Raw genomic sequence first — 19,350 nt, forward strand, 5'->3', positions numbered from 1 at the left:
GGCACCCCGCTACGACGTCGGCAAAACCGTCAAACGCCCCGAGACCCTCAAGGCCATCGGCAAGCCCGGAAGATCTTGGTAGATAAAGAACAAGCTCAGAGGCCGTTCTCTTTCCGAATGCGGTGTGCGGATTCCGCTGGTCAGGCATGAGATTGCGGCTGTGGCGGGAGTCTCGACTCGTTGCTGATCGAGTTGGTGGGGGTGGCGGATGCCGTCGATGCGGGCGGTCCTGGAAACGCGGCGGAAGGCCGCTGTCGTGCGGGTGGATGAGCTCGAAGCCGAACTGAAGCGGGTGCGGGCAGACTTGGCGGATGCCGAGGAGGTTCTCAAGCTTCGGACGATCGGCCTCGAGCAGTATCTGGAAGCGCTCGCCGAGGAGGAACAGCCGGCCGAGACAGTCGTTGGCCCGTCGCCGAGGACACGGGTGGGCCCGCGCCGTGCGGTGCCGCATCGACAGAACGCGGCCGGGGTCGAAGACCTGTCGGTGGACTACCAGGCGGTGATGGCAGCCGCGGCCGAGGCCGGGAACGACGGGCTGGGTGCCCGGCGGGCGGCCGTGGTGCTTGGCTGGGACAGTGCCTCGGCCTCACGCGTCGAGGGCGCGAGAGCACGGCTGAAGAGGCTGGTGGAACCTCCCTGGCTGGTGGAGACCAAGCCAGGGAGGTTCACCCTGCCGTCAGGACTGCAGGCCGACGAGATCGTGCGGCCAGGCGGCGGCTCATCAGGGCGATCATCGACCAGCGGATGACGGCTTCGCTCGTGTCGGTGCGGCGTTCGTAGTCCCTGACCAGGCGGCGGCTGCGCAGAAACCACGCAAAGGACCGTTCGACGACCCAGCGGCGGGGAAGGGCCTGGAAGCCCCGGACGTCCTCACTGCGGCGGACGATCCCCAGGTGCAGGCTGGTCCAGTCGGTGAGGTGGCCGGTGTAGCCGCCGTCGGCCCAGACCCGGGCCAGCCGCCGGAAGCGGCCGGCCGCCGCTGGCAGAAGGGACCGGGCGCCGTCCCGGTCGGTCACGGACGCCGGTGTGACCAGCACGGCCAGGAGAAGTCCGAGCGTGTCGGTGAGCAGGTGCCGCTTGCGACCGTTGATCTTCTTGCCCGCGTCGAAGCCCCGTGAGCCGAAGGTGACGGTGGCGTCTGCCTTCACCGACTGCGAGTCCACGACCCCCGCGCTCGGCTCGGCGCTGCGGCCTTCACCGGCGCGGACGGCTTCCCGCAGCCGGTCGTGCAGCTCGGTTACCAGTCCCGTGTCCCGCCAGCGGGGAAGAAGGCGTAGACACGCGGCCAGGGCGGGAAGTCCGCGGGCATCGTCCGCCACTTGATGCCGTTGTCGACGAGCTAGCGCACTGCGTCGATCATCTGCCGGTGGCAGTAACCCTCCGGACGCCCGCCACGGCCCGAAAGCCAGCCCGGCACCGGCAGAAGGTCCCTCACCACGGCCCACTCGGCATCGCTCATGTCCGACCCGTATCGGGGCCGGCCCTGCGGCCGGTCGACCGCGTTCCCGAACCTGTGGGCGAGGCAGTCACACCCACCAGTGGACGAACTGGACCCGGCGACCACGACCACGCGACACTTCGACAACAGGGCCTCTTGCTTCTCGCTGGACTCGACATCCGCGAGCTACCAAGAGGCCCTTCCTTCATGCACCCAACCCGGACAACTCACCCGAACCAGGACCCCGTTCGAACCTGCCCGACCGCGCGAGCGGATAGAGAACAGGCATTTAGCCAGCCACTTTGGCGCGAGCCTCGCAGATCATGGCCCCAACGTCGTGCTTTACCGGGCAGGTCCACAGACTGCCCGACGCGCCGGAAGCTTACGGGGCCATGATCACTCGGGCCAAAGCAGCTCCCGGCCAAAGTCACTACGCCAACCGCGTGCCTCACTGACCGCTGCATGATGAACCGCAGCGCGGCCGAACGATGCCAAATCCCTGGGCACCCACCCGACGCAATAGCCGGATTACTCACCTGCCTGCGTACGCCCCGACAAGCCGAAACGGTCCGACGGCCCCGAACCGCCGGACCGCCGGACCGCTGTGAGAGATCAAGATCCGAAGGTGATGATGTACACGGGGCTGTTGGAGCTGCCCTCGTTGTGCACCACCGGACAGGACGTCTTCTGCTCGGTGTCCTTGGTCTTGACCTGAACTCCGCAGAAGGGCGAATCGTCCCAGTCCAGCGTGTTGATGTTGCTGAGAACGGGGATGTTGTCCCCGCCGTTGTCCTGGGGGTCAGCGCTGGCCACCCCGACACCGGCGAAGAGAATCCCGCAGGTGGCCGCGGCCACCGCTGCAATCTTCTGGACGGTCCTCATGTGTTCTCCTCCGCTACTGTGCCCCGGATCGGGCAGATACCTGGAGAACGATGCACAAAAAGGATCAGAGGGTAACGTCATTTACCTTCTGATCACTCCTACGGCCGTACAAAACACAAAGTTGCTTGACAAACTGAGCGGGCAATAGGCCTCGTTGTCCATCGCGCCTAGCGTGACGCTGTTCAAGCCCGGGGTTATCCCTGGAGCCGTCTGTGGGCCGCAGGAGGGCGCTCAACGACGACCAACGCTGACAACGATCCGGCTGTGGCTTCGGTCATGACCCTTGAGGGCAGTGTTCAGTTCTGCCAGAGGAACGCGGCCTCACCACAGGGTTGGCAGCTAAAGAGGTAGCCGCGGCCCCCGCCGCCGAAGTTCGCCTTGGTGGCGAAGTCGTGGCCCTCTTCGAGCTCGGCCACGAACGCCATGTGGTTGGCGCAGGTCGGACAGTCGGGGGTTTCGTCGTCCTGGATCCAGTCGGGTTCACCCCCCAGCCGGCCCAGCACCGGCTGTTCAGTCGGCGTGTCAGCGGGATGGCCTCGTAGAGCGGTGACCGCGCCGAGCAGTGTCGTGTCCTCGGCGGGGACGGCGGCTGGGGAGAGGTCGCCGTTGAACAGGAAGGCGCGGTTGGCACCGGCCGTGGCATCCCAGTCGTCACACAGGCCGGGGTCATTCTGGCAGACGAACACCGAGAACACGTCGGTGCCGAGCGGCAGATGGGCGAGGAACTGCATGCTCCCACCGCATTCACGGCACCCCGGCCAGACGAACTCATCCGGTACCAGTGGGACACCACCGGTACGCAGCACGGGCGCGTCAGCGGCGGGTTCTCCGGCGTAGATCAAAAGCATGGCTACAGCCTAGGGCTGGCTCTGCAGCCAGAAGAGAGGGGGCTGGGTTCCCAACCTGACCCGTCGAACACGCCCTAAGCCCGTGATCAGGCGTCTAGCACAGGTGGCAGGCTCGACGGGATGGAGGATCAGCTCGGCGCGCTCGGCCTGGTCCTCAACGCCATCGTGCTCTGGACGACGAAGTACATCGACGCCGCCGTCGCCCAGCTCCAAGCCGAGGGCCACGAGATCCGGGAAGAGGACATCGTCCGACCCTCCCCGCTCAAGCACCGCAACCTGAACCTGCTCGGCCGCTACAGCTTCGCCGCCAGCGTCCCGGCCGCCGGCGCCCTGCGTCTGCTGCGCGACCCGGATGCGCACGAGCTGGATGAGGACGAAGAGGGCGAGGAGTGAGCAGGAGGGTGCTGCTCAACGGTTACGCGGTGCCCTGGATCTCGGCCCGCAGCCGGGGCGGCGAAGCCACAGCGCCGGACATGCTCCCAGCGTTGCCGCACGCGGCACCAAGAAACACCCTTGAGTTTGTCCTCGAACGGCCGGGCCGGTCAGTTCAGCAGGGCAGCCGTGAACGTCTTGCGGTGGTCCACCAGCCAGGTCTGCACGCGGTCCCAGCGCTCCCATCCACCACGCTCGGCCAACGCCTGGAGATAGATAGGGTCTCCGCTGGCTACGCGGTGGGCGACGAAGGCCCGGCAGACCTCCGTGGCCTGCTCGATGACGCCAGGCAACTCGGCGCGGCCCTCCGCCGAGAGGCCGTAGCCGTCGGCAAGAATCCGCAGACGTGCGGCCGTCTCTAGCCCGGGGGGGATGGAGAGCAGCCGCGGACTCGGGATCAAGCATGGGCACCCAATAACGGGCGGTCATGGCGATGTCCCAGAGGGCACGGCCCGGGGCCGCCAAGTCAAAATCGATCAGGGCCGCGGCACGACCGTCGCGGAAGACGACGTTCTCCGGGCACACATCGTTGTGGCACAGCATCGTTCCCCCTTCCGGGTCGGCCAGGTCCCGCGGCCACTCGGCACGGGTGTCGACCGCGACGGCCGCGCTGGTCTCGTGCAGACGCCGCAGCAGGCTCCCCACCGATTCGAGGGCAGAACTCCTCATCGCCCAGGTCGGGAAGGGCGGCAGAGCCACGTCGCCAGGGATGAAGGTCAGCTGCTCACGGCCATCCGCTGTGAGACCCACAGGGGCCGGCGCCGCGTTGAAGCCGTGCTCCTTCAGCGCAACGAGATAAGCATGCAGGGCGCGTGCGTTGCGCGGTGCCGGTCGCTCCACCAAATCCCCCCGGCGGAAGACCGCCCCCACGTTCACCATCCCGCCGACCAGCGCCTCGTCTTCAGCCGTCATGAAGTCACGCTATCGGCAGATCGACCCCGCGCGGGGCGGACTGCGCACGACGTGGATCAACGTACGACGGAACGCGCGACGCGGAATCCCACGTCGTCGACCTGGAAAGTCGGGTGGCTGCGGCGCCGCGCGGAGGCCCGGCAACTCCAGTGCTCATCGAACCAACCACCGCCACGGAGCACCCGGTAGGCGCCATAGACCTCGGCGTCGTAGACGTCCCAGCACCAGTCCCAGACATTGCCGAGCATGTCGTAAAGCCCCCACGAGTTGGGGCGTTTGCCGCCCACCTCGTGTATGCGCTCGTGCGAGTTACCGCGGTACCAGCCGATCTCGTCGAGATCCCCGTAGTGCGGCCCGGTCGTCCCGGCCCGGCAGGCGTGCTCCCACTCGGCTTCGGTCGGCAGTCGATACCCGTCGGCGGACGCGTCCCACTCGATGACTTCAGCCTCGGCACGGATGTGGTACGCGGGCGTGAGGCCGGCGCGCTGGGACAGGGCGTTGCAGAACCGCGTCGCGTCCCACCAGGAGACGCACTCGACGGGCAACTGGTCCCCAGGGGTGGTACTGGGCCGCTGGCCTGTGATCTGTGCGTACAACGCCTGGGTGACCGGGGATGCCGCGAGCTGGTAGGGCGCAAGTTCGACCGACCAACTGCGCCGTGTCCGCCGGTCCGACAGCGTCACCTGCCCCGGCGGGATGGCGATCATCTCGTTCCCCGTCATCACGTCCATGATCAGGAGATCCTAACGAGACCTGTCAGTGCGAAACGACAGAGCCGAACGGTTGTCCTTGGCTGACACGAATCTGCAAGTCGTCCTTCACTGACACAGGCAGCCATCGATCATCCTTCAGCGGCAATCGATCAACGTTCACTGGCACAGGTCAATCTTCCCAGGCCAAGATCGATGAAGCAGGCCAGCGGCACACAGAGCCGGACAGGTACATGCTCTAACACGTCCGCGATACCGCCGAGATCACCGGCCAACACGCGAGTTCCTCTCTGCACAGGGCCGAGAACTGGCGCGCTTCCGCGTTCGATCTGCTGAGGCTGTCTGGAACCGAAACGACCGGATGGCCGTACCAGCGGCGCACGGCCGCGCTCGAGTCCGTGTTCGCCTCGCGTCGGTTATCCGCCCCCTGGGCGCTGTGCCCGTCGACAGGGCGATCGTTTCGCCCTACGACACCTCGGCCCGCTACGCGCGGCACGGACACATCATCAGCTGGAAGAGGTTCGCTGCTCACCTGACCGAGACCTGTGCTGCCGACGGCCCCAACGTGATCACGGATGTCGCCACCACCGCGGCCACCACCCACGACAGCCAGGTCCTGCCCGGCATCCACACCCGCCTCGCCCGACGCGGCCTGCTGCCCGCCGAGCACCTGGTCGACGCCGGCTACACCTCCCTGCCCCACCTGAAACAGGCCGCCCGTGAATACCAGGTCACCGTCTCCGGTCCGCTGATCGGAAAATCGATGTGCGGGAGGGCAGGCGGCGGCATCCAGGCCGCTTGCAGACCAGATGACGGTGAGACGGGACGGTCAGGCTGATGCAGAGCTGAGAGCGACCTGGTGGCCAAGGGCCTGGAGCTGGCGGACGAGGTCGCGGGTTTTGCGGGCGGGGTCGAGGTGGCGGCGGTGCCAGTCGGCGCCGAGCTCCTGGTAGGAGGCGTCCGGCTCGTTGATCAGGTGCCAGGTGATGACGAGTATCGAGCGGGCGACGGCGACCAGAGCTTTGGCATGGCCGCGGCGTTTGACGATGCGCCGGTAGCGCGCGCCGAGGAAGGTGTCGGTGCGGGCGGCGGCGTTGGCGGCTTCACCGAGAGCGCCCTTGAGCCAGGGGCTTTCCCTGCCCGGCCGGCCCCGAGGTGTTCTTCGCTCCGGACTGTACCGTCCGCGGGCACAACTTGGCCCAGGACACCAGGTGTTCAGGGGTGGGGAAGCGGCTCATGTCCGCCCCGATCTCGGCAAGGATGATCTGCGCGGTGGCCGGCCAGATCCCGGGGCCAGCGTCCAGCTTCTCGGCCAGAGTCCGCGCACTGACCGCGGCGGCCTCACCCCCGGTGCCTGTGCTTCCTGGCGGGGTGGTGATCTCTTCCAACGTCCGGGCAATCAGCCGGTCGAGTTCGTCGATCTGCGCGGTGAGGTGGTCGATAGTCGACAGCAGCAGCCGGGCGTGGTGGTCTTCGAACTGCCCGGTCAAAGCCTCGATGAGGGCCGGCTTCTTCTTGACCAGGTTGCCCTTGGCGAGGTCGGCCAGAGTGCGCGGGTTGCGTTCCCCGGCGACCATCGCGTCGAGCATGGCCCGCCCGGACACGCCGAACAGGTCCGAGACGACGCCGGACAGTTTGATCTGCGCGTCCTGCAGGGCCTTGTCGACGCGGTGCTTGTGCCGGGTACGTTCCTGGACGAACACGGTGCGGGTTCGGGTGAAGTCTCGCAGCTGTCGCACCGGCTTCGGTGGGACGAACGAGGCGCGAACCATGCCGCGTTCGGCGAGTTTGGCCAGCCAGACCGCGTCCAGCTTGTCCGTCTTCGGGCATCCGGGGACGTTCTTCACGTCGCGGGCGTTGACGAGCCAGCAGTCCAGGCCGCGGGCCTCCAGGAGGTAGAAGAACGGGCGCCAGTACGAGCCTGTCGCTTCCATGACCACCCGCTCTACGCCCTGGCACACAAGCCGGTCGCCGAGTTCGAGGATCGTGTTCGTGGTCGACGCGACCGTCCACACCTTCTGAACACGTCGGCCTTCGATGGTGTCGTGCGGGACCCGCAGGCAGACCATCCCGGACGCCTTTGCGATGTCGATCGCCGCGACCCTGGCGACCGTCCCGTCGTCGTGGTCTTCTCCCCACTCCTCCATGACATACCCCCTGATGCGCTGGTGCGGGCAAGGGCTGCCCGGGAAGCCAAAGGGGTAACGGAGAAGCTGATCGGCGTGCTCAAGGCGACAGTGTGCGGCCCCCTCGGACGGCTCCCTCACCAGACTCCTATGCGGGCTCACAGCCCAAACATCAAGCGGCGTCGGCGGACAGCCCCTGGACCGATTTTCACGCCCGCGGGGCGTCACCGCAGGTGAACGGTCGACTCCTATGAAGTCACGGATGCCCGATCGGCCGCGCGCAGCGGCACCGCTTGGTAGATCGACAATTCCAAGCAAGGCCAACCCAAGTGCCGGTCAGCTGCCGGGTCAGACCTCCAAGCGGTGCCCCGGGCTACATCATCACTGTCAGCTGCTGCAGCAGACCTCCCTCGCCGGTCAGCCGCAGCCCATCGGCCTGGGCCCCGCGCCACCAGCTGGGCGACCAGCTCGTCATCCACACCGGCTACCGGCTCCTCTGCCCGGCCCTCGGTCTCGGTGACACTCACGTCGGTCATCGACTTGCGCTTCCTGCCCGGGAGTTACACCGATCACCGTAGAGACCCGCCGCCCGCCTGACTCAGGCGGGCAGCCGGGGCACGCTGTCTATCAGCCGACGAGTGTACGGGTGCTCCGGTGCGCCCAGCACCCGGTCGGTGGCGCCCTGTTCGACCAGCCGGCCGCGTTCCAGCACCGCGGTGCGCTCGCACAGGGAGGCGACCACCGAGAGGTCGTGGCTGACCATGACCAGGGTGAGATCACGCTCCTGCTTCAGCTCGGCGAGCAGGTCGACGACCTTCACGCGGGTCGTGAGGTCGAGTGCGCTCACCGGTTCGTCGGCGAGCAGCACGCGCGGGTCGCAGACGATGGCGCGGGCGATGGCGATGCGCTGCCGCTGGCCGCCGGAGAACTCGTGCGGGTAGCGGTCGGCCGCGTCGGCGGGCAGCCCGACCCGCTCCAGGGCAGCGGCCACCTTCGGCGCCGCCGTCGTACGGCTTTCCAGGCCGAGGGAACGCAGCGGTTCGGCGACGATGGCGGCCACGCGGCGGCGCGGGTCCAGGGAGGAGTACGGGTCCTGGAAGACGCACTGCACGCCCCGCCGGAAGCGGCGCAGCTGCCGCCGGTCGCGCGGGGCGAGGGGCTCACCGTCGAAGCGGACCGTGCCGCGGGTGGGACGGGCGAGGCCGAGCAGGAGACGCAGCAGGGTGGTCTTGCCGGCGCCGGACTCGCCGACCAGCGCCAGCGACTGCCCCGGTTCGACGGTGAGGGACACGCCCTGGACGACGTCGGCGCCGGCGCCCCGGTAGCGGACCGCCACGTCGTCGAGTTCGAGTACAGCGGTCATCGGGCGCTCCTCAGGTCCAGGGCGGCCTCCAGCTTGCGGGCACCGGCGACGAGCGTCCGGGTGTACTCGGCGGTCGGAGTGCCGATCACGTCGAGGACCGGGCCCTCCTCGACGGCCCGGCCGTCCTTGAGGACGAGGGCGCGGTCGGCGATCTTCGCGACGACGGCGAGGTCGTGGCTGACGAACAGCACGGCCATCCCGCGCTCGCGCACCAGGGTGTCGAGCAGGTCGAGCACCTCGGCCTGCACGGACACGTCAAGGGCGGTGGTGGGTTCGTCGGCGACGAGCAGGTCGGGCTCGCAGGCGAGGGCCATCGCGAGGGCGACGCGCTGGCGCTGGCCGCCGGAGATCTCGTGCGGGAAGGAACGGGCGATCCGCCCGGGCTCGGGCAGCCGGACCCGGTCCAGGGCCTCCCCCACGGCGACCCGCAGCTGCCTGCCCCTGAGGCCGGTACGGCGGGCGAGCGGCTCGGCGATCTGCCGGCCCACCCGCATCAGCGGGTCGAGGGCGGTCAGCGGTTCCTGGAAGACCACGGCCGCCCGGCGTCCGCGGACCGCCGTGAGCTGCTTCTCGGTGGCGCCGACGACCTGCGTGCCGGCCAGCGTCACGCTCCCCTCGGCGCGCATCCCGTCGGGCAGCAGGCCGAGCAGGGCGAGGGTGGTCAGGGACTTGCCGGAGCCGGACTCACCGATCAGGCCCAGCCGTTCGCCCGCGTCGATCCGGAAGGAGATGTCGTCGACCAGGGCGCGACCGTCGGCGGTGCGCACGGTCAGGCCGTCTGCGTCGAGGAGGGTCATGACCGCCTCTGTCGGGTCGCCGGGTCGAGGGTGTCGCGCAGCCCGTCGGCGATCAGGTTGACGCCGACGACCAGCAGGACCAGCAGGATGCCGGGGGCCAGCGCGCCGGCCGGGGCGGTGGTGAAGGTGGCCTGGGCTTCCTGGAGCATGCGGCCCCAGGAGGCGTTGGGCGGCGGAGCGCCGAGACCGAGGTAGGACAGGCCGGCCTCGGCCAGCACGGCGAGGCCGAACTGGAGGGCGAGATTGACCACGAGGGTCGGCCAGATGTTGGGCAGCACGTGCCCGGCGACGGTGCGGGGCCAGGAGGTGCCCGAGGTGCGGGCGGCGGTGACGTAGTCCTGCGCGAGGACCCGCTTGACCAGGATCCGCACCAGCCGGGCGACGACGGCGCTCTGGGCCAGGCCGATGGCAAGGACGGCGGAGCCGAGGGTGGCCGAGCGGGCGGCGACGACGAGCATCGCCAGCAGCAGCGTCGGGAAGGCGATCAGGATGTCGAGAAAGGCGGCGAGGGTGTCGTCGAGCCACCCTTGCGCGAACGCGGCGAGCACGCCGAGCGTGACACCGATCAGCGCGGCGATCAGCACTGAGCCGAGGCCGGCCTCGACGGCGATCCGCGAGCCCGTCATGAGCTGGGTGAACAGGTCCCGGCCCAGTTTGTCGGTGCCGAGCAGGTGTCCGCCGCCGGGACCGGCGAGCCGGCCGCCTGAGGTGTCGTCGGTGGCGTACGGCAGCCAGACCAGCGAGACGAGCGCGAACAGCGCGATCAGTCCAGTGAGAGTGCAGCCCGCGAGCAGCGTCGCCGAGCGGCGGCGGCCGCGGGCGGGTGCGGCGGCCGGTGCCTTGTCCAGGACGTCGGTCGTGGTCATCGGGCGGCTCCCGACAGTCGGCGGCGCAGCCGCGGGTCGATGAACCGCTGCACGAGGTCGGCGACGAACCCGATCAGCAGGACGGCGAGGGTGGAGACGAACAGCACGCCCTGGATCACCGGGTAGTCGTGCTGGGCCATGCCGGTGGCGAGCAGCGAGCCGAGGCCGGGCAGGGCGTACACGGACTCCACGACGACGGCGCCGAGCAGGGTGGAGGCGAGTTCGATGCCGAGTACGGAGATCACCGGTGCGGATGCGTTGCGCAGGCCGTGCCGCCACATGGCGGCCGGGAAGGACGCGCCGAGGGCGCGGGCGGTGCGCAGGTGGTCGCTGCCGAGGACGTCGAGGGTGGCCGAGCGGACGTAGCGGATCAGGGAGGCGCTCATCACCAGGGCGATGGTCACGACCGGCAGGACCAGGGAGCGGACGGCGTCGGCGGGCGCGGCCCAGCCGTCCTGCGGGAAGCCGCCGGCGGGCAGCCAGCCCGCGTTCAGTGCGAACACCGCGATGAGGATCATGCCGAGCCAGAAGACCGGTACTGCCATGCCCAGTTGGGAGACCCCGCTGAGCAGGGCGCCGTACCAGGTGTGCCGCTTGTGGGCGGCGACGAAGCCGACGGGTACGGCGACAAGGACGGCCAGCACGAACGCGGCCAGCGTCAGCGGGACGGTGACGCTCAGGCGGGCGGAAACCTCGGGGCCGACCGGCAGCGAGCTGACGAAGGAGGTGCCGAGATCACCGCAGGCCAGCTGCCCGAGCCAGTGGGTGAACTGCTCGGGCAGCGGCCGGTCGGAGCCGATCGAGTGGCGGGCCGCGGCGATCTGCTCCGGGCTGGCGCCCACCGAGGTGAGCGCGTTGGCCGGGTCGCCGGGCAGCAGGCGCAGCAGGACGAAGAGCACCACGCTCGCCATCACCAGCGACACCACCAGGAAGGCGAGGCGTCTGAGGAGGTAGCGCCCCATCAGTCCTTCTTCTTGATGTCGAAGGCGTAGAACTGGGAGTTCAGGCCGTTGAGCGGGTAGCCGGAGAGCTTGGAGCTCGCGACCACGATCTGCGGGTAGAGGTAGAGCCAGTCGCTGGCCGCGTCCTTGGCGGTCTGACGGTTGACCTTCTTCAGCAGGTCGGTCTGCTGCGCGGTGGTGGTGGCTTCCTCGGCCTGGGCGACCCACTTCGTGACCTGCTTGTTGTCGTAGCCCCAGTAGAAGTCGGGGTTGCCGTACCAGACCAGGTCGCGGTCGTTGACGTGCTCCTGGAGCGTCGCCGTGAAGTCGTGGTTCTTGTAGACCTTGGTGTACCACTCGTCGGGCGTGATCGTGTTGATCTTGACGTCGATGCCGACCTTGGCGAGCTGTGCCTTGATGAAGGTCGCGGCCGTGGGGTGCGGGTCGTAGTTGGGGGTGTCCAGGGTGAAGGAGAAGCCCTTGGCGTAACCGGCTTCTGCGAGCAGTTGCTTGGCCTTGGTGACGTCGTAGGCGTTGACCTTGGTGAGGTCCTCGTACCAGGGGTCGGTGGGCGGCACCATCGAGCCGATGAGCTTGCCGTAGCCGCCCCAGACCGACTCGAGGAGCTTCTTGTCGTCGATGGCCGCGGAGACGGCCTGCCGCACCTTGACGTCCGTGAAAGGCTTGGCCTTGTCGTTGAAGGCGAGCAGCAGCTTGGTGGTGGAGTTGCCGTCGTTGACCTTGTAGTTCTGGTTGCTCTTGAACTGGTCCAGGGCGTCCGGGGACTGTTCGCTGGTGACCACGTCGACGGCGTTGGTCAGCAGGGCGTTGTTGAGGGCGGTGGCGTCCTTGAAGTAGTGGAAGACGACCTGCTTGTTGGCGGCCTGGTCACCCCAGTAGCCGGGGAACCGGTTCAGGCTCAGGGCCGAGCCGCGCGTCCACTTGCCGAGGCTGTAGGGGCCGGTGCCGTCCTCTCCGGTCTTCAGGTTCTTCGCCTGGGAGTTGATGATCCAGACGTAGGAGAGGTTGTAGACGAAGGAGATCGACCGCTGGGACAGCGTGACCTTGACGGTGTGCGCGTCGGGGGTGGCGATGTCCTTGACGACCTCGAGGTTGCTCTTGCGGGCGGACTGCGAGTCGTCGGCGAGGACCTTCTCCAGGCTGTACTTGACGTCGGCGCTGGTGAGTTCCTTGCCGCTGTGGAACTTCACGCCGTCGCGCAGGGTGAAGGTGTAGGTGAGGCCGTCGGCGCTGGCCTTGTAGTCCTTCGCGAGGAGCTTGTCGACCTTGCCGCCGTCGGTGAGACGGAAGAGTCCTTCGTAGACGTTGCCGTTGAGGGCCTCGGTGACTCCCTGGCCGCCGCCCGCGGTGTTGTCGAGGTTCTGCGGCTCGTACAGGGAGCCGATGTTGACGGTGGCGTTCTTGTCCCAGGTGCCGCCGGAGGCGCTGGTCGCCGAGCCGCCGCAGGCGGTGAGGACGAGCGCGAGGGTGGCGGTGGTCGCGGCGGCGTACAGGGCGGGCTTGTTCAGTCTCATGGCGTGCGTGCGCTTTCGTGCTGAGGTACGGGGAGGGGGCGTCGGGCGATCAGTGCTGTGCGGCGAAGCCGTCGCGGAAGACGGGGCGCTTCTCGCCGGCCCCGACGGGCAGGTGGAAGCGGTTCTGCCGCGGCGGCATCGGACAGTTGTACTGATCGGAGAAGCCGCAGGGCGGCACGAACGCCCGGTTGAAGTCGAGGACTACCCGGCCTTCGTCGGCGGTGCGCTCGACGAACAGGAAGCGGCCGGCACCGTAGGTGGTGTCGCCATTGGTCGGGTCGCCGAAGACAAGCAGCAGAGTGCCGTCGTCGTCGAAGGCGCTGAGGTTGTAGTCGCGGCCGTCAACGGTGAGCGTGATGTCGCCGGGGACGACCAGGTCGCGGCTGCCGCCATTGTCCCGGATGTGTTCGAAGGCGATCCGGCGGGCGCCCGGGACCGGGGTGTAGGCGGCTTCCAGGACCCAGGCGGGGTCGTACGGGAAGGTGTCGACGCCCTCGAAGTGGCGGATGGCGGGCGCGTCGGCGTCCCAGAAGCGCAGGCCGTGTTCGGGCTCGCCGGTGACGGGGTCGGTGCGGTTCAGCGTGGTGACCGTCACGGTGGTGGGCTGCCCGGCGCGGGCGGCGTCGGCGTCGGGTCTCTCCCCGGCCGGGAGCCAGCGGGTCTCGACGAGGGCGAGGTTGCCGGTCGGCGAGGTGAGCGCACGACGGCGCCCGGCACACCAGGCGTCCCACTCCTGTCGCGGGTCGACGGGGGCCGGGGAGGCGGAGGGGTGGGACACGTCGGTACTCATTCGGCTAGCAGGGCTGGACCGCCACGGAAAGTCACAACGTGGCCAAAGCAAATACTTTATCCGCCATAAGTTCGCCTAATGTCAAACACCCGTCTCGGCCATTGAGACGGCTGATGGACGAGGTCACGGCCGTTCGCGCCACGGCCGCGGCGGCCCGGGGAGACGCCATTCGAGTTGCATGGTCGCACTCGGCGAGACATCGTTACTCTTAGTAATCACACGGCTGCGAGGGCCCCTACCCCACGCCCCCTCACCCGCCGTGCAGCAGTCGGCACGCATGAAACGGACGTCACACCCCGGAAACAGCCCATTCACCACGCGCCCGTCGATCAGGCGCCCCTCCTCGCACCCGCGACTCCGGCCCCCGGACCCACAGCAAGGAGATCCGTGATGCCCGATCTCCCGCGCTCGCACTCCCGCCGGACGTTGTTTCGCAGGGGGTATGCACTACCGGGTTGCGTATGGATTCGATGATCAGGCTCGACAGGGCGACCGTTCGTTATCCAGAGACCGAGGTGGCTCACGGTGAGTCCCGGGATGCCGGAGGCCGTAGTTGAGAAGCGGCGCGCAGGTGAACGACCGACCGATGTCACGACCCGTTCCCGGTTCACGGCTGCCCACGTCCGTCGCATCGCCCGCGACCATGGCATCGAGCCCGCTAGGGCGCGTATCGCGTCGTGATCAATTGGTGGTCCGGGTGAGGTCTTTGATCCAGATCATCGAGGCTCGTAGGTGGAGGCCAGCGAGTTAGCTGTCCGGGGTCTTGTCGTATCGGGTGGCGATGCCTCGCCAGGCCTTGAGCTTGTTGATCAGGCGCTCGACGGTGTTCCTCTCCTTGTAAAGGGTGGCGTCGTAGCTGACGGGTCGACCGCCCCCGGAGCCCTTCTTCTTTCGGTTGGAGGCCTGGTCCTTCTTCTCGGGATCACTGCCTTGATGCCGCGTCGGCGCACGTGGGCCCGGTTGCCGCGGGACGAGTAGGCCCTGTCTCCGGCGACCGCGTCCGGCCGGGTGCGGGGGCGGCCGACGGGGCCGCGGACCCGTAACTTCTTGAGCACCGGGATGAACTGCGGACTGTCCGCGGCCTGCCCGGCGGTCAGCACGAACGCCAAAGGGAGGCGCCTGCGGTCGGCGGCGAGGTGAATCTTGCTGGTCTGCCCGCCACGGGATCGGCCGAGCAGGGCTTCCTTCAGGCGGAGCCGGTGTCGCCGGCGGGCGCGCCGGCGTTCTTCCCGCTCCGGCCCGTTTCCGCCGCGTGGCCCGTTGTGTTCCGCCTCGCCGCCCCTTTTTGCCGGGCCTGTTCCTGCTCGGCGGCGGCTCCTTCCAGAGCCTCCATGACATCCTCGCCGACGAGCATCCCGGCGGCGTCGTGGTGCGCGCGGACGGTCGTGGAGTCCACGCTGACCAGGGACAAGTCCGTCCTGCCCCGGCGGGCGGCCTCGGCGATCAGGCCCTCCAGCAGGGCGGTGAAGACACCGGCGTTCCGCCAGACCCGGAAGCGTCCGTAGACGGTCGGCCACGGCCCGAACTCGGTCGGCATCTCACGCCACTGCCCGCCGGTCCTGAACCGCCAGACCCTCGAACTGCTCCCGCAGCCGCCCGGCGTACGGGCCTGGTTGGGCCTGCCCGCGCACCTACCACAAGCAGGCATTCACCATGGTGCCTACCGGGAGGCGGGACAGGCCATCGGTGGGGATGCGCCTGGGACGTGGGGGTGCTGGCCGAAACGGAGGGGCATCACCGGTTGAGATCGAGTACACGAACACCGTGCCCGGCATAGACCTTCGGCTCCACCGTTGCGATCAGCGCGTCCGTTCCCCACTCGGGCAGGTGTCGCGCTGCGTGGATCGCCGCGCCAATGCCAACCGGGACGCCCTCGTGGAACAGGTCTGCCGTCGCGAGTGCCGCAGGATAGTCGAGATCGACAGTGTGCAGGACCTCCAGCTGCCCAACGTGTTCGACCATCCCCCGATGTTCCCGGTCGGCCTCCAGGACCGACAGCGCCGGCACCCACAATCGGGTCTCCGTCTCGAAGTGCGCCCGATGGACCAGCGCAGAGACCTGCCGGTTCCCAGCGAGCGCCAGCAGGGTCGGCGCATCGAGCACCAGATGGTGAAGGATCACGCGGTCGCGCCGTTCGCAGGACCGAATGCCTCGCGCAGACGGGCACCCATTGCCACGCTTTCCTCGTCGGACACCTCGACACCGAATTGCTCCGCAAGATAGGCACGGGTACGTTCGGCCCGATCGCGGCGCTCTTCGTCCGTCAGCGTGGACTCCGCGAACTCCTGCACCAGGGTCCGGATCGACGTGCCGCGGGACTCCGCGAGCACTGCCAGCCGGTCACGAACCTCGGCCGGCACTCGAATCATCGCATCAGACATAACCTAAGTATACGCTCATGTATACGCGGGGCGGGCCCGCCCCGCGTATCTGAAGCGATACTTCCGTACGGCGCCACGCCCCACTGCAGCCCTGACTGCCGCGGGACCGACCATCGCCGAATCCCTCGCGGGGGCCGCCGTCTTTCCGGTTCGCCAGTGACCCCCTGCCCCACCTGACCGCAGTCCCCGCTGCAAGAGCAAGCAGTGGCAGGGGGCGCGGCCCGTGGTCGGGGCCACGAACGGATGCCGGGACCGATGCAGGCCGCCAAGCTGTTTCGCCTTCGTGACCGTGGTCAGCTCTTTGTGGTCGGGGGCTTGGTCGGGCCCAACGGGTTTCCTCGAGCAGCAACCACAGGATTTTGTCGAAGACCGCCACGGCCGGGCCGTGGGAAAGAACGTCTCATGAGCAGCCCCGCACCGCATGTCCCGGCAACGGCCACAGCCCAGCCCCGCTGAGCCCTTGGCCCACCAGGTGCTGGCAGGGCTCGCCCAGCACCGCATCGCCACCACCAGCCAACTGCACCGCATGCTGCGGCCCGCAGGCACCCGGCAGTTGCTGTCCCGCGTTCTGAACAGGCTGCGCTCCGACGGCTTCGTCGACTGAGCTCTTTCAGCGGTGCCGCTCCAGGGTAAGGACGGCTTTGGCGATTGACGTCATGCGGTTGGGGCTGCATCGGGCTCTGCGGAAGATTCGCCAGGATTTCAGGCGGGCGATTCCGCGTTCGACGGATGCGCGGGCCGCGGACAAGGCCCGGTTGGCCGTCTGCTCGGTCGGGGTGAGTTCGCCCTGGGGCGGCGGCGTTTGGGGGTGGTGACCCACTGGCCGGCGCCGATGTAGGCCATGTCGGCGAGGATAGGGACGCCCTGGCGCTCGCAGATCCTGATGATCTTGTGGGTGCGGGCGGCAGTCAGGTCGTGCGTTCGGCCGGGCAGGGCGGGTGAGAGCCACAGGGTACGACCGGCCGGATCCGTGATGCCCTGCACGTTCACGCCGTGCCGTTTGTGCTTCGTCGAGTAGTCCGCGCGCCCGTCACCGACCCGGTCGCACTCGGCGAGTGTGCCGTCCACGAGCACATAGTCGGGGTCTGTCTCGCGCAGGACCTTCCGCAGGCCAGGCGCCTTGTCGGCCAGGTGCTCGACGACGGTGGTGACGTACGCGTGGGCGGTGCCGACGGAAATATGGAAATCGGCGGCGAGTTGAGCCAGGGAGTCGTGTCGGCGCAGGTACGCGAGAGCGATCACCGCACGCTCGGACGGCCGGAGTTTGCAGCGTCGGTCACCCTCACGGGTGACGATCAGCATCGTCACCCACTCCACCAGTGCGTGCGGCAGGTCGAGTGCGGCAGGATATGGCACCAACAGGGCTCCTGAGCTGGAGAGTTGAGACCTAGACACCTCTCTCAACGGCACGGGAGCCCTGTCCGTTGCCTACGGTCCCGCCGTCACCCGTCCGGGGCCACCCTGAAAACCCTCACTGCACGGTGCTGCCGGACGCGAACCGGACCCGTACCCACGCCTGGTACCTCACCCCTGAGGGCGCGCGGCTGACCCGGGACCTGCCCGTCCTGCGGGGACGGCCGCCCTACCCCATCACCTCGAGAACGGCAGCGTCGCTGAAGACCCCGCACACCCTCGCCGTCGTGCGCGCACATCTTGCCTTCGCCGCAGACGCCCGCCGGCGCTGGGCTTGACGTCCAGCGATCGATGTTGTCCCTGTTCAGCCGCCAGGACGATTTCGCGCTGGAGTGGTCGGATGAAATCACCGCAGCCGTACTGGCGTCCCGCAAAGCTGCAGCTGAGGAGGCGCTCGCCTCCGCCGTACGGGCCGGGGAAGTCGGAGTCGCGATAGCGCCGTTCGCCGACCTGATCGCCCGCTTCGGCAAGCAAGCCACGGCCTGAGTGGGCCGCGATGAAGGCGGTCGCTGCGAAGCTGGGCATCGGTTCCGCTGAGACGGTGCGGACGTGGGTCCGCGAGGCCAAGGTCGACACCGGCAGGCGTCCCGGGGTGACTTCGGAGGAGGCCGCGAAGATCAAACGACTGCGGGCCGAGAACGCCGAGCTGCGTCAGGCGAATGAGATCCTCAAGGCGGCCTCGGCTTTCTTCGCGGCCGAGCTCGACCGGCCGTCGAAGCGCTCGTAGCGTTCATCGACGCCCACCGGCAGGTGTTCGGACTCGAGCCGATCTGCAAAGTCCTGACCAGCCACGCACTGAAGATCGCGACGAGCACCTACTACGCCGCCAAGAACCGCACCCCCAGCCCGCAGTCGGTCCGCGACGGTCTCCCAGGCGTCCGCGAAACGTGGGCGGCCGGGCGCACCCGCCCACACGAGCACCAGCAGGAACACGCCCGCCGCGTACATCGGTACGACGCCGACGAGCAGGAACCGCATCCCGAACATCCCAAAAGGTCCGCCGTCCTTCATATGGGCTCCCCGGGTTCGCCAGGGCCTCGGCGAAGTCGCGTGATGCCCGATTTGTGATCGTGGGGTCCCCAGGAGGTGAGGCGCGCCGAAGGTCACAGGCCCCACGAACTCGAGTGCTGATAGCTTCGCGCCCGTGATCGTGTATCCGCTGTGGCATGTCGGCCATCAGAACGAAGCCGGCCACGACGGCTCGACAGTGCACGTCGATGAGAGCGGCGTGTTCTGCGACGAGTCGGACGGCGACGACGTAAAGCTGCTCGGTATCTACTCAACCCTTGAACGGGTCGAAGAGCGTGTGCGTCAGGCTCGACTGCTACCAGGCTTCCGTGATGAACCGGAGTGCTTTTACTTCGACGCCTGCGAGCTTGACGAGGACGATTGGAACGAGGGCTTCGTCCGGGTTCCGCTGGGCGAGTAGGCCGTGGGCAGAGTCACGATGGGATGCCGTTCCGTGGTCACGTAAGCCCCAGGGCTTGAGCGGGGCGCTGTGCGAGCAGAAGCCCAGTGACGAGCTGCTGGCGGTCGTGGCGGACGAGCTGTACAAGGGCGGCTTCTACACGTGAGTGTTCGTGCAGAAGGGCCCCGGTGAGCCGTCACGCTCGGCCGGGGCCCTTCTGCTGTGCAGGCTACGGGGGTCGAGGAACATCGACGTCAAAACGTGCGCCAAGCCCTCCGGGGGCCGTTGCCGCAGATAACAGGGCCCTACGCGCGTCTCGAACGGTGCGGAACCGCAGCTCACTGTGACCGGTGGCACGGATAACGGGGCCATTATCTGCGGTGGCCGTCACGGAGAGTACAAGCGCCGGTTTTCGCTCGGATGTTCCTCAACCCCCTGCTCCTGCACCGAGCACCGCCGGGGGCTTCTCCACTGCTGCCGGTCCGGCCGCAGCAGGCGGAAGACACTC

Annotated in this window: 17 protein-coding genes and 7 pseudogenes; 8 read left to right on the plus strand and 16 right to left on the minus strand. The window is 68.3% G+C overall.

All coding sequences use genetic code 11. The features are described 5' to 3' along the window. Positions 1-208: 208 nt before the first annotated feature. On the plus strand, positions 209-748 hold the full coding sequence (locus tag ACFRAC_RS25445) for a hypothetical protein (protein ID WP_382928660.1): 540 nt from the start codon (positions 209-211) through the stop codon (positions 746-748). Here the strand turns inward: ACFRAC_RS25445 and ACFRAC_RS25450 are convergent. From ACFRAC_RS25450 to ACFRAC_RS25460, 3 genes and pseudogenes are all read right to left on the minus strand, one after another. Then, positions 666-1,459 (minus strand): annotated as a pseudogene (locus ACFRAC_RS25450) (IS5 family transposase). The gene ACFRAC_RS25445 and the pseudogene ACFRAC_RS25450 overlap by 83 nt on opposite strands. A gap of 591 nt (positions 1,460-2,050) precedes the next feature. Further along, on the minus strand, positions 2,051-2,320 hold the full coding sequence (locus ACFRAC_RS25455) for a hypothetical protein (protein ID WP_382928665.1): 270 nt from the start codon (positions 2,318-2,320) through the stop codon (positions 2,051-2,053). Positions 2,321-2,616: 296 nt separating this feature from the next. Continuing rightward, a complete protein-coding gene (locus ACFRAC_RS25460; protein ID WP_382928674.1) occupies positions 2,617-3,168 on the minus strand; it encodes a hypothetical protein in 552 nt (183 codons plus the stop codon). A 114-nt stretch (positions 3,169-3,282) separates the two neighbouring features. On the opposite strand from ACFRAC_RS25460, the pseudogene ACFRAC_RS25465 reads away from it, so the two are divergent. Then, positions 3,283-3,561 (plus strand): annotated as a pseudogene (locus ACFRAC_RS25465) (Tn3 family transposase); the annotation flags it as partial. Between the two features lie 149 nt (positions 3,562-3,710). On the opposite strand, the pseudogene ACFRAC_RS25470 reads toward ACFRAC_RS25465, so the two are convergent. Together ACFRAC_RS25470 and ACFRAC_RS25475 are read right to left on the minus strand one after the other, a co-directional pair. Continuing rightward, positions 3,711-4,512 (minus strand): annotated as a pseudogene (locus ACFRAC_RS25470) (aminoglycoside phosphotransferase family protein). Positions 4,513-4,568: 56 nt separating this feature from the next. Then, positions 4,569-5,243: a formylglycine-generating enzyme family protein gene (locus ACFRAC_RS25475; protein WP_382928682.1), complete on the minus strand. Its 675-nt coding sequence runs from the start codon at positions 5,241-5,243 to the stop codon at positions 4,569-4,571. Positions 5,244-5,658: 415 nt separating this feature from the next. Between ACFRAC_RS25475 and ACFRAC_RS25480 the strand changes: the two genes are divergently transcribed. Then, positions 5,659-6,060 (plus strand): hypothetical protein, encoded by a 402-nt coding sequence (locus tag ACFRAC_RS25480; RefSeq protein ID WP_382928691.1) that lies wholly within the window; start codon positions 5,659-5,661, stop codon positions 6,058-6,060. 265 nt (positions 6,061-6,325) lie between these two features. Here ACFRAC_RS25480 and ACFRAC_RS25485 read toward each other — a convergent pair whose 3' ends face one another. The 10 genes and pseudogenes from ACFRAC_RS25485 to ACFRAC_RS25530 all read right to left on the minus strand — a co-directional run bounded on the left by ACFRAC_RS25485 (position 6,326) and on the right by ACFRAC_RS25530 (position 16,021). Next, positions 6,326-7,489 carry an IS110 family transposase gene (locus ACFRAC_RS25485; protein ID WP_382928703.1) on the minus strand — a complete coding sequence of 388 codons (1,164 nt, stop codon included), beginning with the start codon at positions 7,487-7,489 and terminating at the stop codon, positions 6,326-6,328. A gap of 457 nt (positions 7,490-7,946) precedes the next feature. Continuing rightward, the gene (locus ACFRAC_RS25490; RefSeq protein WP_382928713.1) at positions 7,947-8,711 is read right to left on the minus strand and encodes an ABC transporter ATP-binding protein; all 765 of its coding nucleotides are present in this window, start codon (positions 8,709-8,711) and stop codon (positions 7,947-7,949) included. Beyond that, on the minus strand, positions 8,708-9,508 hold the full coding sequence (locus tag ACFRAC_RS25495) for an ATP-binding cassette domain-containing protein (RefSeq protein ID WP_382928723.1): 801 nt from the start codon (positions 9,506-9,508) through the stop codon (positions 8,708-8,710). Before ACFRAC_RS25495 ends, ACFRAC_RS25490 begins: the two co-directional genes overlap by 4 nt. After that, positions 9,505-10,374, minus strand: a complete 870-nt coding sequence (locus ACFRAC_RS25500) for an ABC transporter permease (RefSeq protein ID WP_382928732.1) — start codon at positions 10,372-10,374, stop codon at positions 9,505-9,507. Before ACFRAC_RS25500 ends, ACFRAC_RS25495 begins: the two co-directional genes overlap by 4 nt. Further along, the gene (locus ACFRAC_RS25505; protein ID WP_382928742.1) at positions 10,371-11,336 is read right to left on the minus strand and encodes an ABC transporter permease; all 966 of its coding nucleotides are present in this window, start codon (positions 11,334-11,336) and stop codon (positions 10,371-10,373) included. The genes ACFRAC_RS25500 and ACFRAC_RS25505 overlap by 4 nt, the downstream gene beginning before the upstream one ends. Further along, the gene (locus ACFRAC_RS25510; protein ID WP_382928746.1) at positions 11,336-12,850 is read right to left on the minus strand and encodes an ABC transporter substrate-binding protein; all 1,515 of its coding nucleotides are present in this window, start codon (positions 12,848-12,850) and stop codon (positions 11,336-11,338) included. The genes ACFRAC_RS25505 and ACFRAC_RS25510 overlap by 1 nt, the downstream gene beginning before the upstream one ends. Positions 12,851-12,899: 49 nt before the next feature. Continuing rightward, complete coding sequence (locus tag ACFRAC_RS25515) at positions 12,900-13,640, minus strand: DUF1684 domain-containing protein (protein ID WP_382928750.1); 741 nt, start codon at positions 13,638-13,640, stop codon at positions 12,900-12,902. A gap of 750 nt (positions 13,641-14,390) precedes the next feature. Then, positions 14,391-15,250, minus strand: a pseudogene (locus ACFRAC_RS25520) (IS5 family transposase); the annotation flags it as partial. A 124-nt stretch (positions 15,251-15,374) separates the two neighbouring features. Next, complete coding sequence (locus ACFRAC_RS25525; protein WP_382928756.1) at positions 15,375-15,761, minus strand: hypothetical protein; 387 nt, start codon at positions 15,759-15,761, stop codon at positions 15,375-15,377. Next, entirely contained in the window at positions 15,758-16,021 is a 264-nt protein-coding gene (locus ACFRAC_RS25530; protein WP_361349852.1) for a hypothetical protein, read from the minus strand. The genes ACFRAC_RS25525 and ACFRAC_RS25530 overlap by 4 nt, the downstream gene beginning before the upstream one ends. A 460-nt stretch (positions 16,022-16,481) precedes the next feature. On the opposite strand from ACFRAC_RS25530, the gene ACFRAC_RS25535 reads away from it, so the two are divergent. Then, complete coding sequence (locus ACFRAC_RS25535; protein WP_382928769.1) at positions 16,482-16,625, plus strand: hypothetical protein; 144 nt, start codon at positions 16,482-16,484, stop codon at positions 16,623-16,625. Between the two features lie 6 nt (positions 16,626-16,631). On the opposite strand, the pseudogene ACFRAC_RS25540 reads toward ACFRAC_RS25535, so the two are convergent. Next, positions 16,632-17,380 (minus strand): annotated as a pseudogene (locus ACFRAC_RS25540) (transposase family protein). Between the two features lie 119 nt (positions 17,381-17,499). On the opposite strand from ACFRAC_RS25540, the pseudogene ACFRAC_RS25545 reads away from it, so the two are divergent. From ACFRAC_RS25545 to ACFRAC_RS25560, 4 genes and pseudogenes are all read left to right on the plus strand, one after another. Further along, positions 17,500-17,700 (plus strand): annotated as a pseudogene (locus ACFRAC_RS25545) (replication-relaxation family protein); the annotation flags it as partial. Between the two features lie 28 nt (positions 17,701-17,728). Then, the gene (locus ACFRAC_RS25550; RefSeq protein ID WP_382928774.1) at positions 17,729-17,920 is read left to right on the plus strand and encodes a hypothetical protein; all 192 of its coding nucleotides are present in this window, start codon (positions 17,729-17,731) and stop codon (positions 17,918-17,920) included. Then, positions 17,919-18,298, plus strand: a pseudogene (locus ACFRAC_RS25555) (IS3 family transposase); the annotation flags it as partial. The gene ACFRAC_RS25550 and the pseudogene ACFRAC_RS25555, both read left to right, overlap by 2 nt. 280 nt (positions 18,299-18,578) lie before the next feature. Further along, positions 18,579-18,863 (plus strand): hypothetical protein, encoded by a 285-nt coding sequence (locus tag ACFRAC_RS25560; RefSeq protein ID WP_382928779.1) that lies wholly within the window; start codon positions 18,579-18,581, stop codon positions 18,861-18,863. Positions 18,864-19,350 lie beyond the last annotated feature (487 nt).

Source organism: Streptomyces sp. NPDC056628 (assembly GCF_042792555.1).
GTDB lineage: Bacteria > Actinomycetota > Actinomycetes > Streptomycetales > Streptomycetaceae > Streptomyces.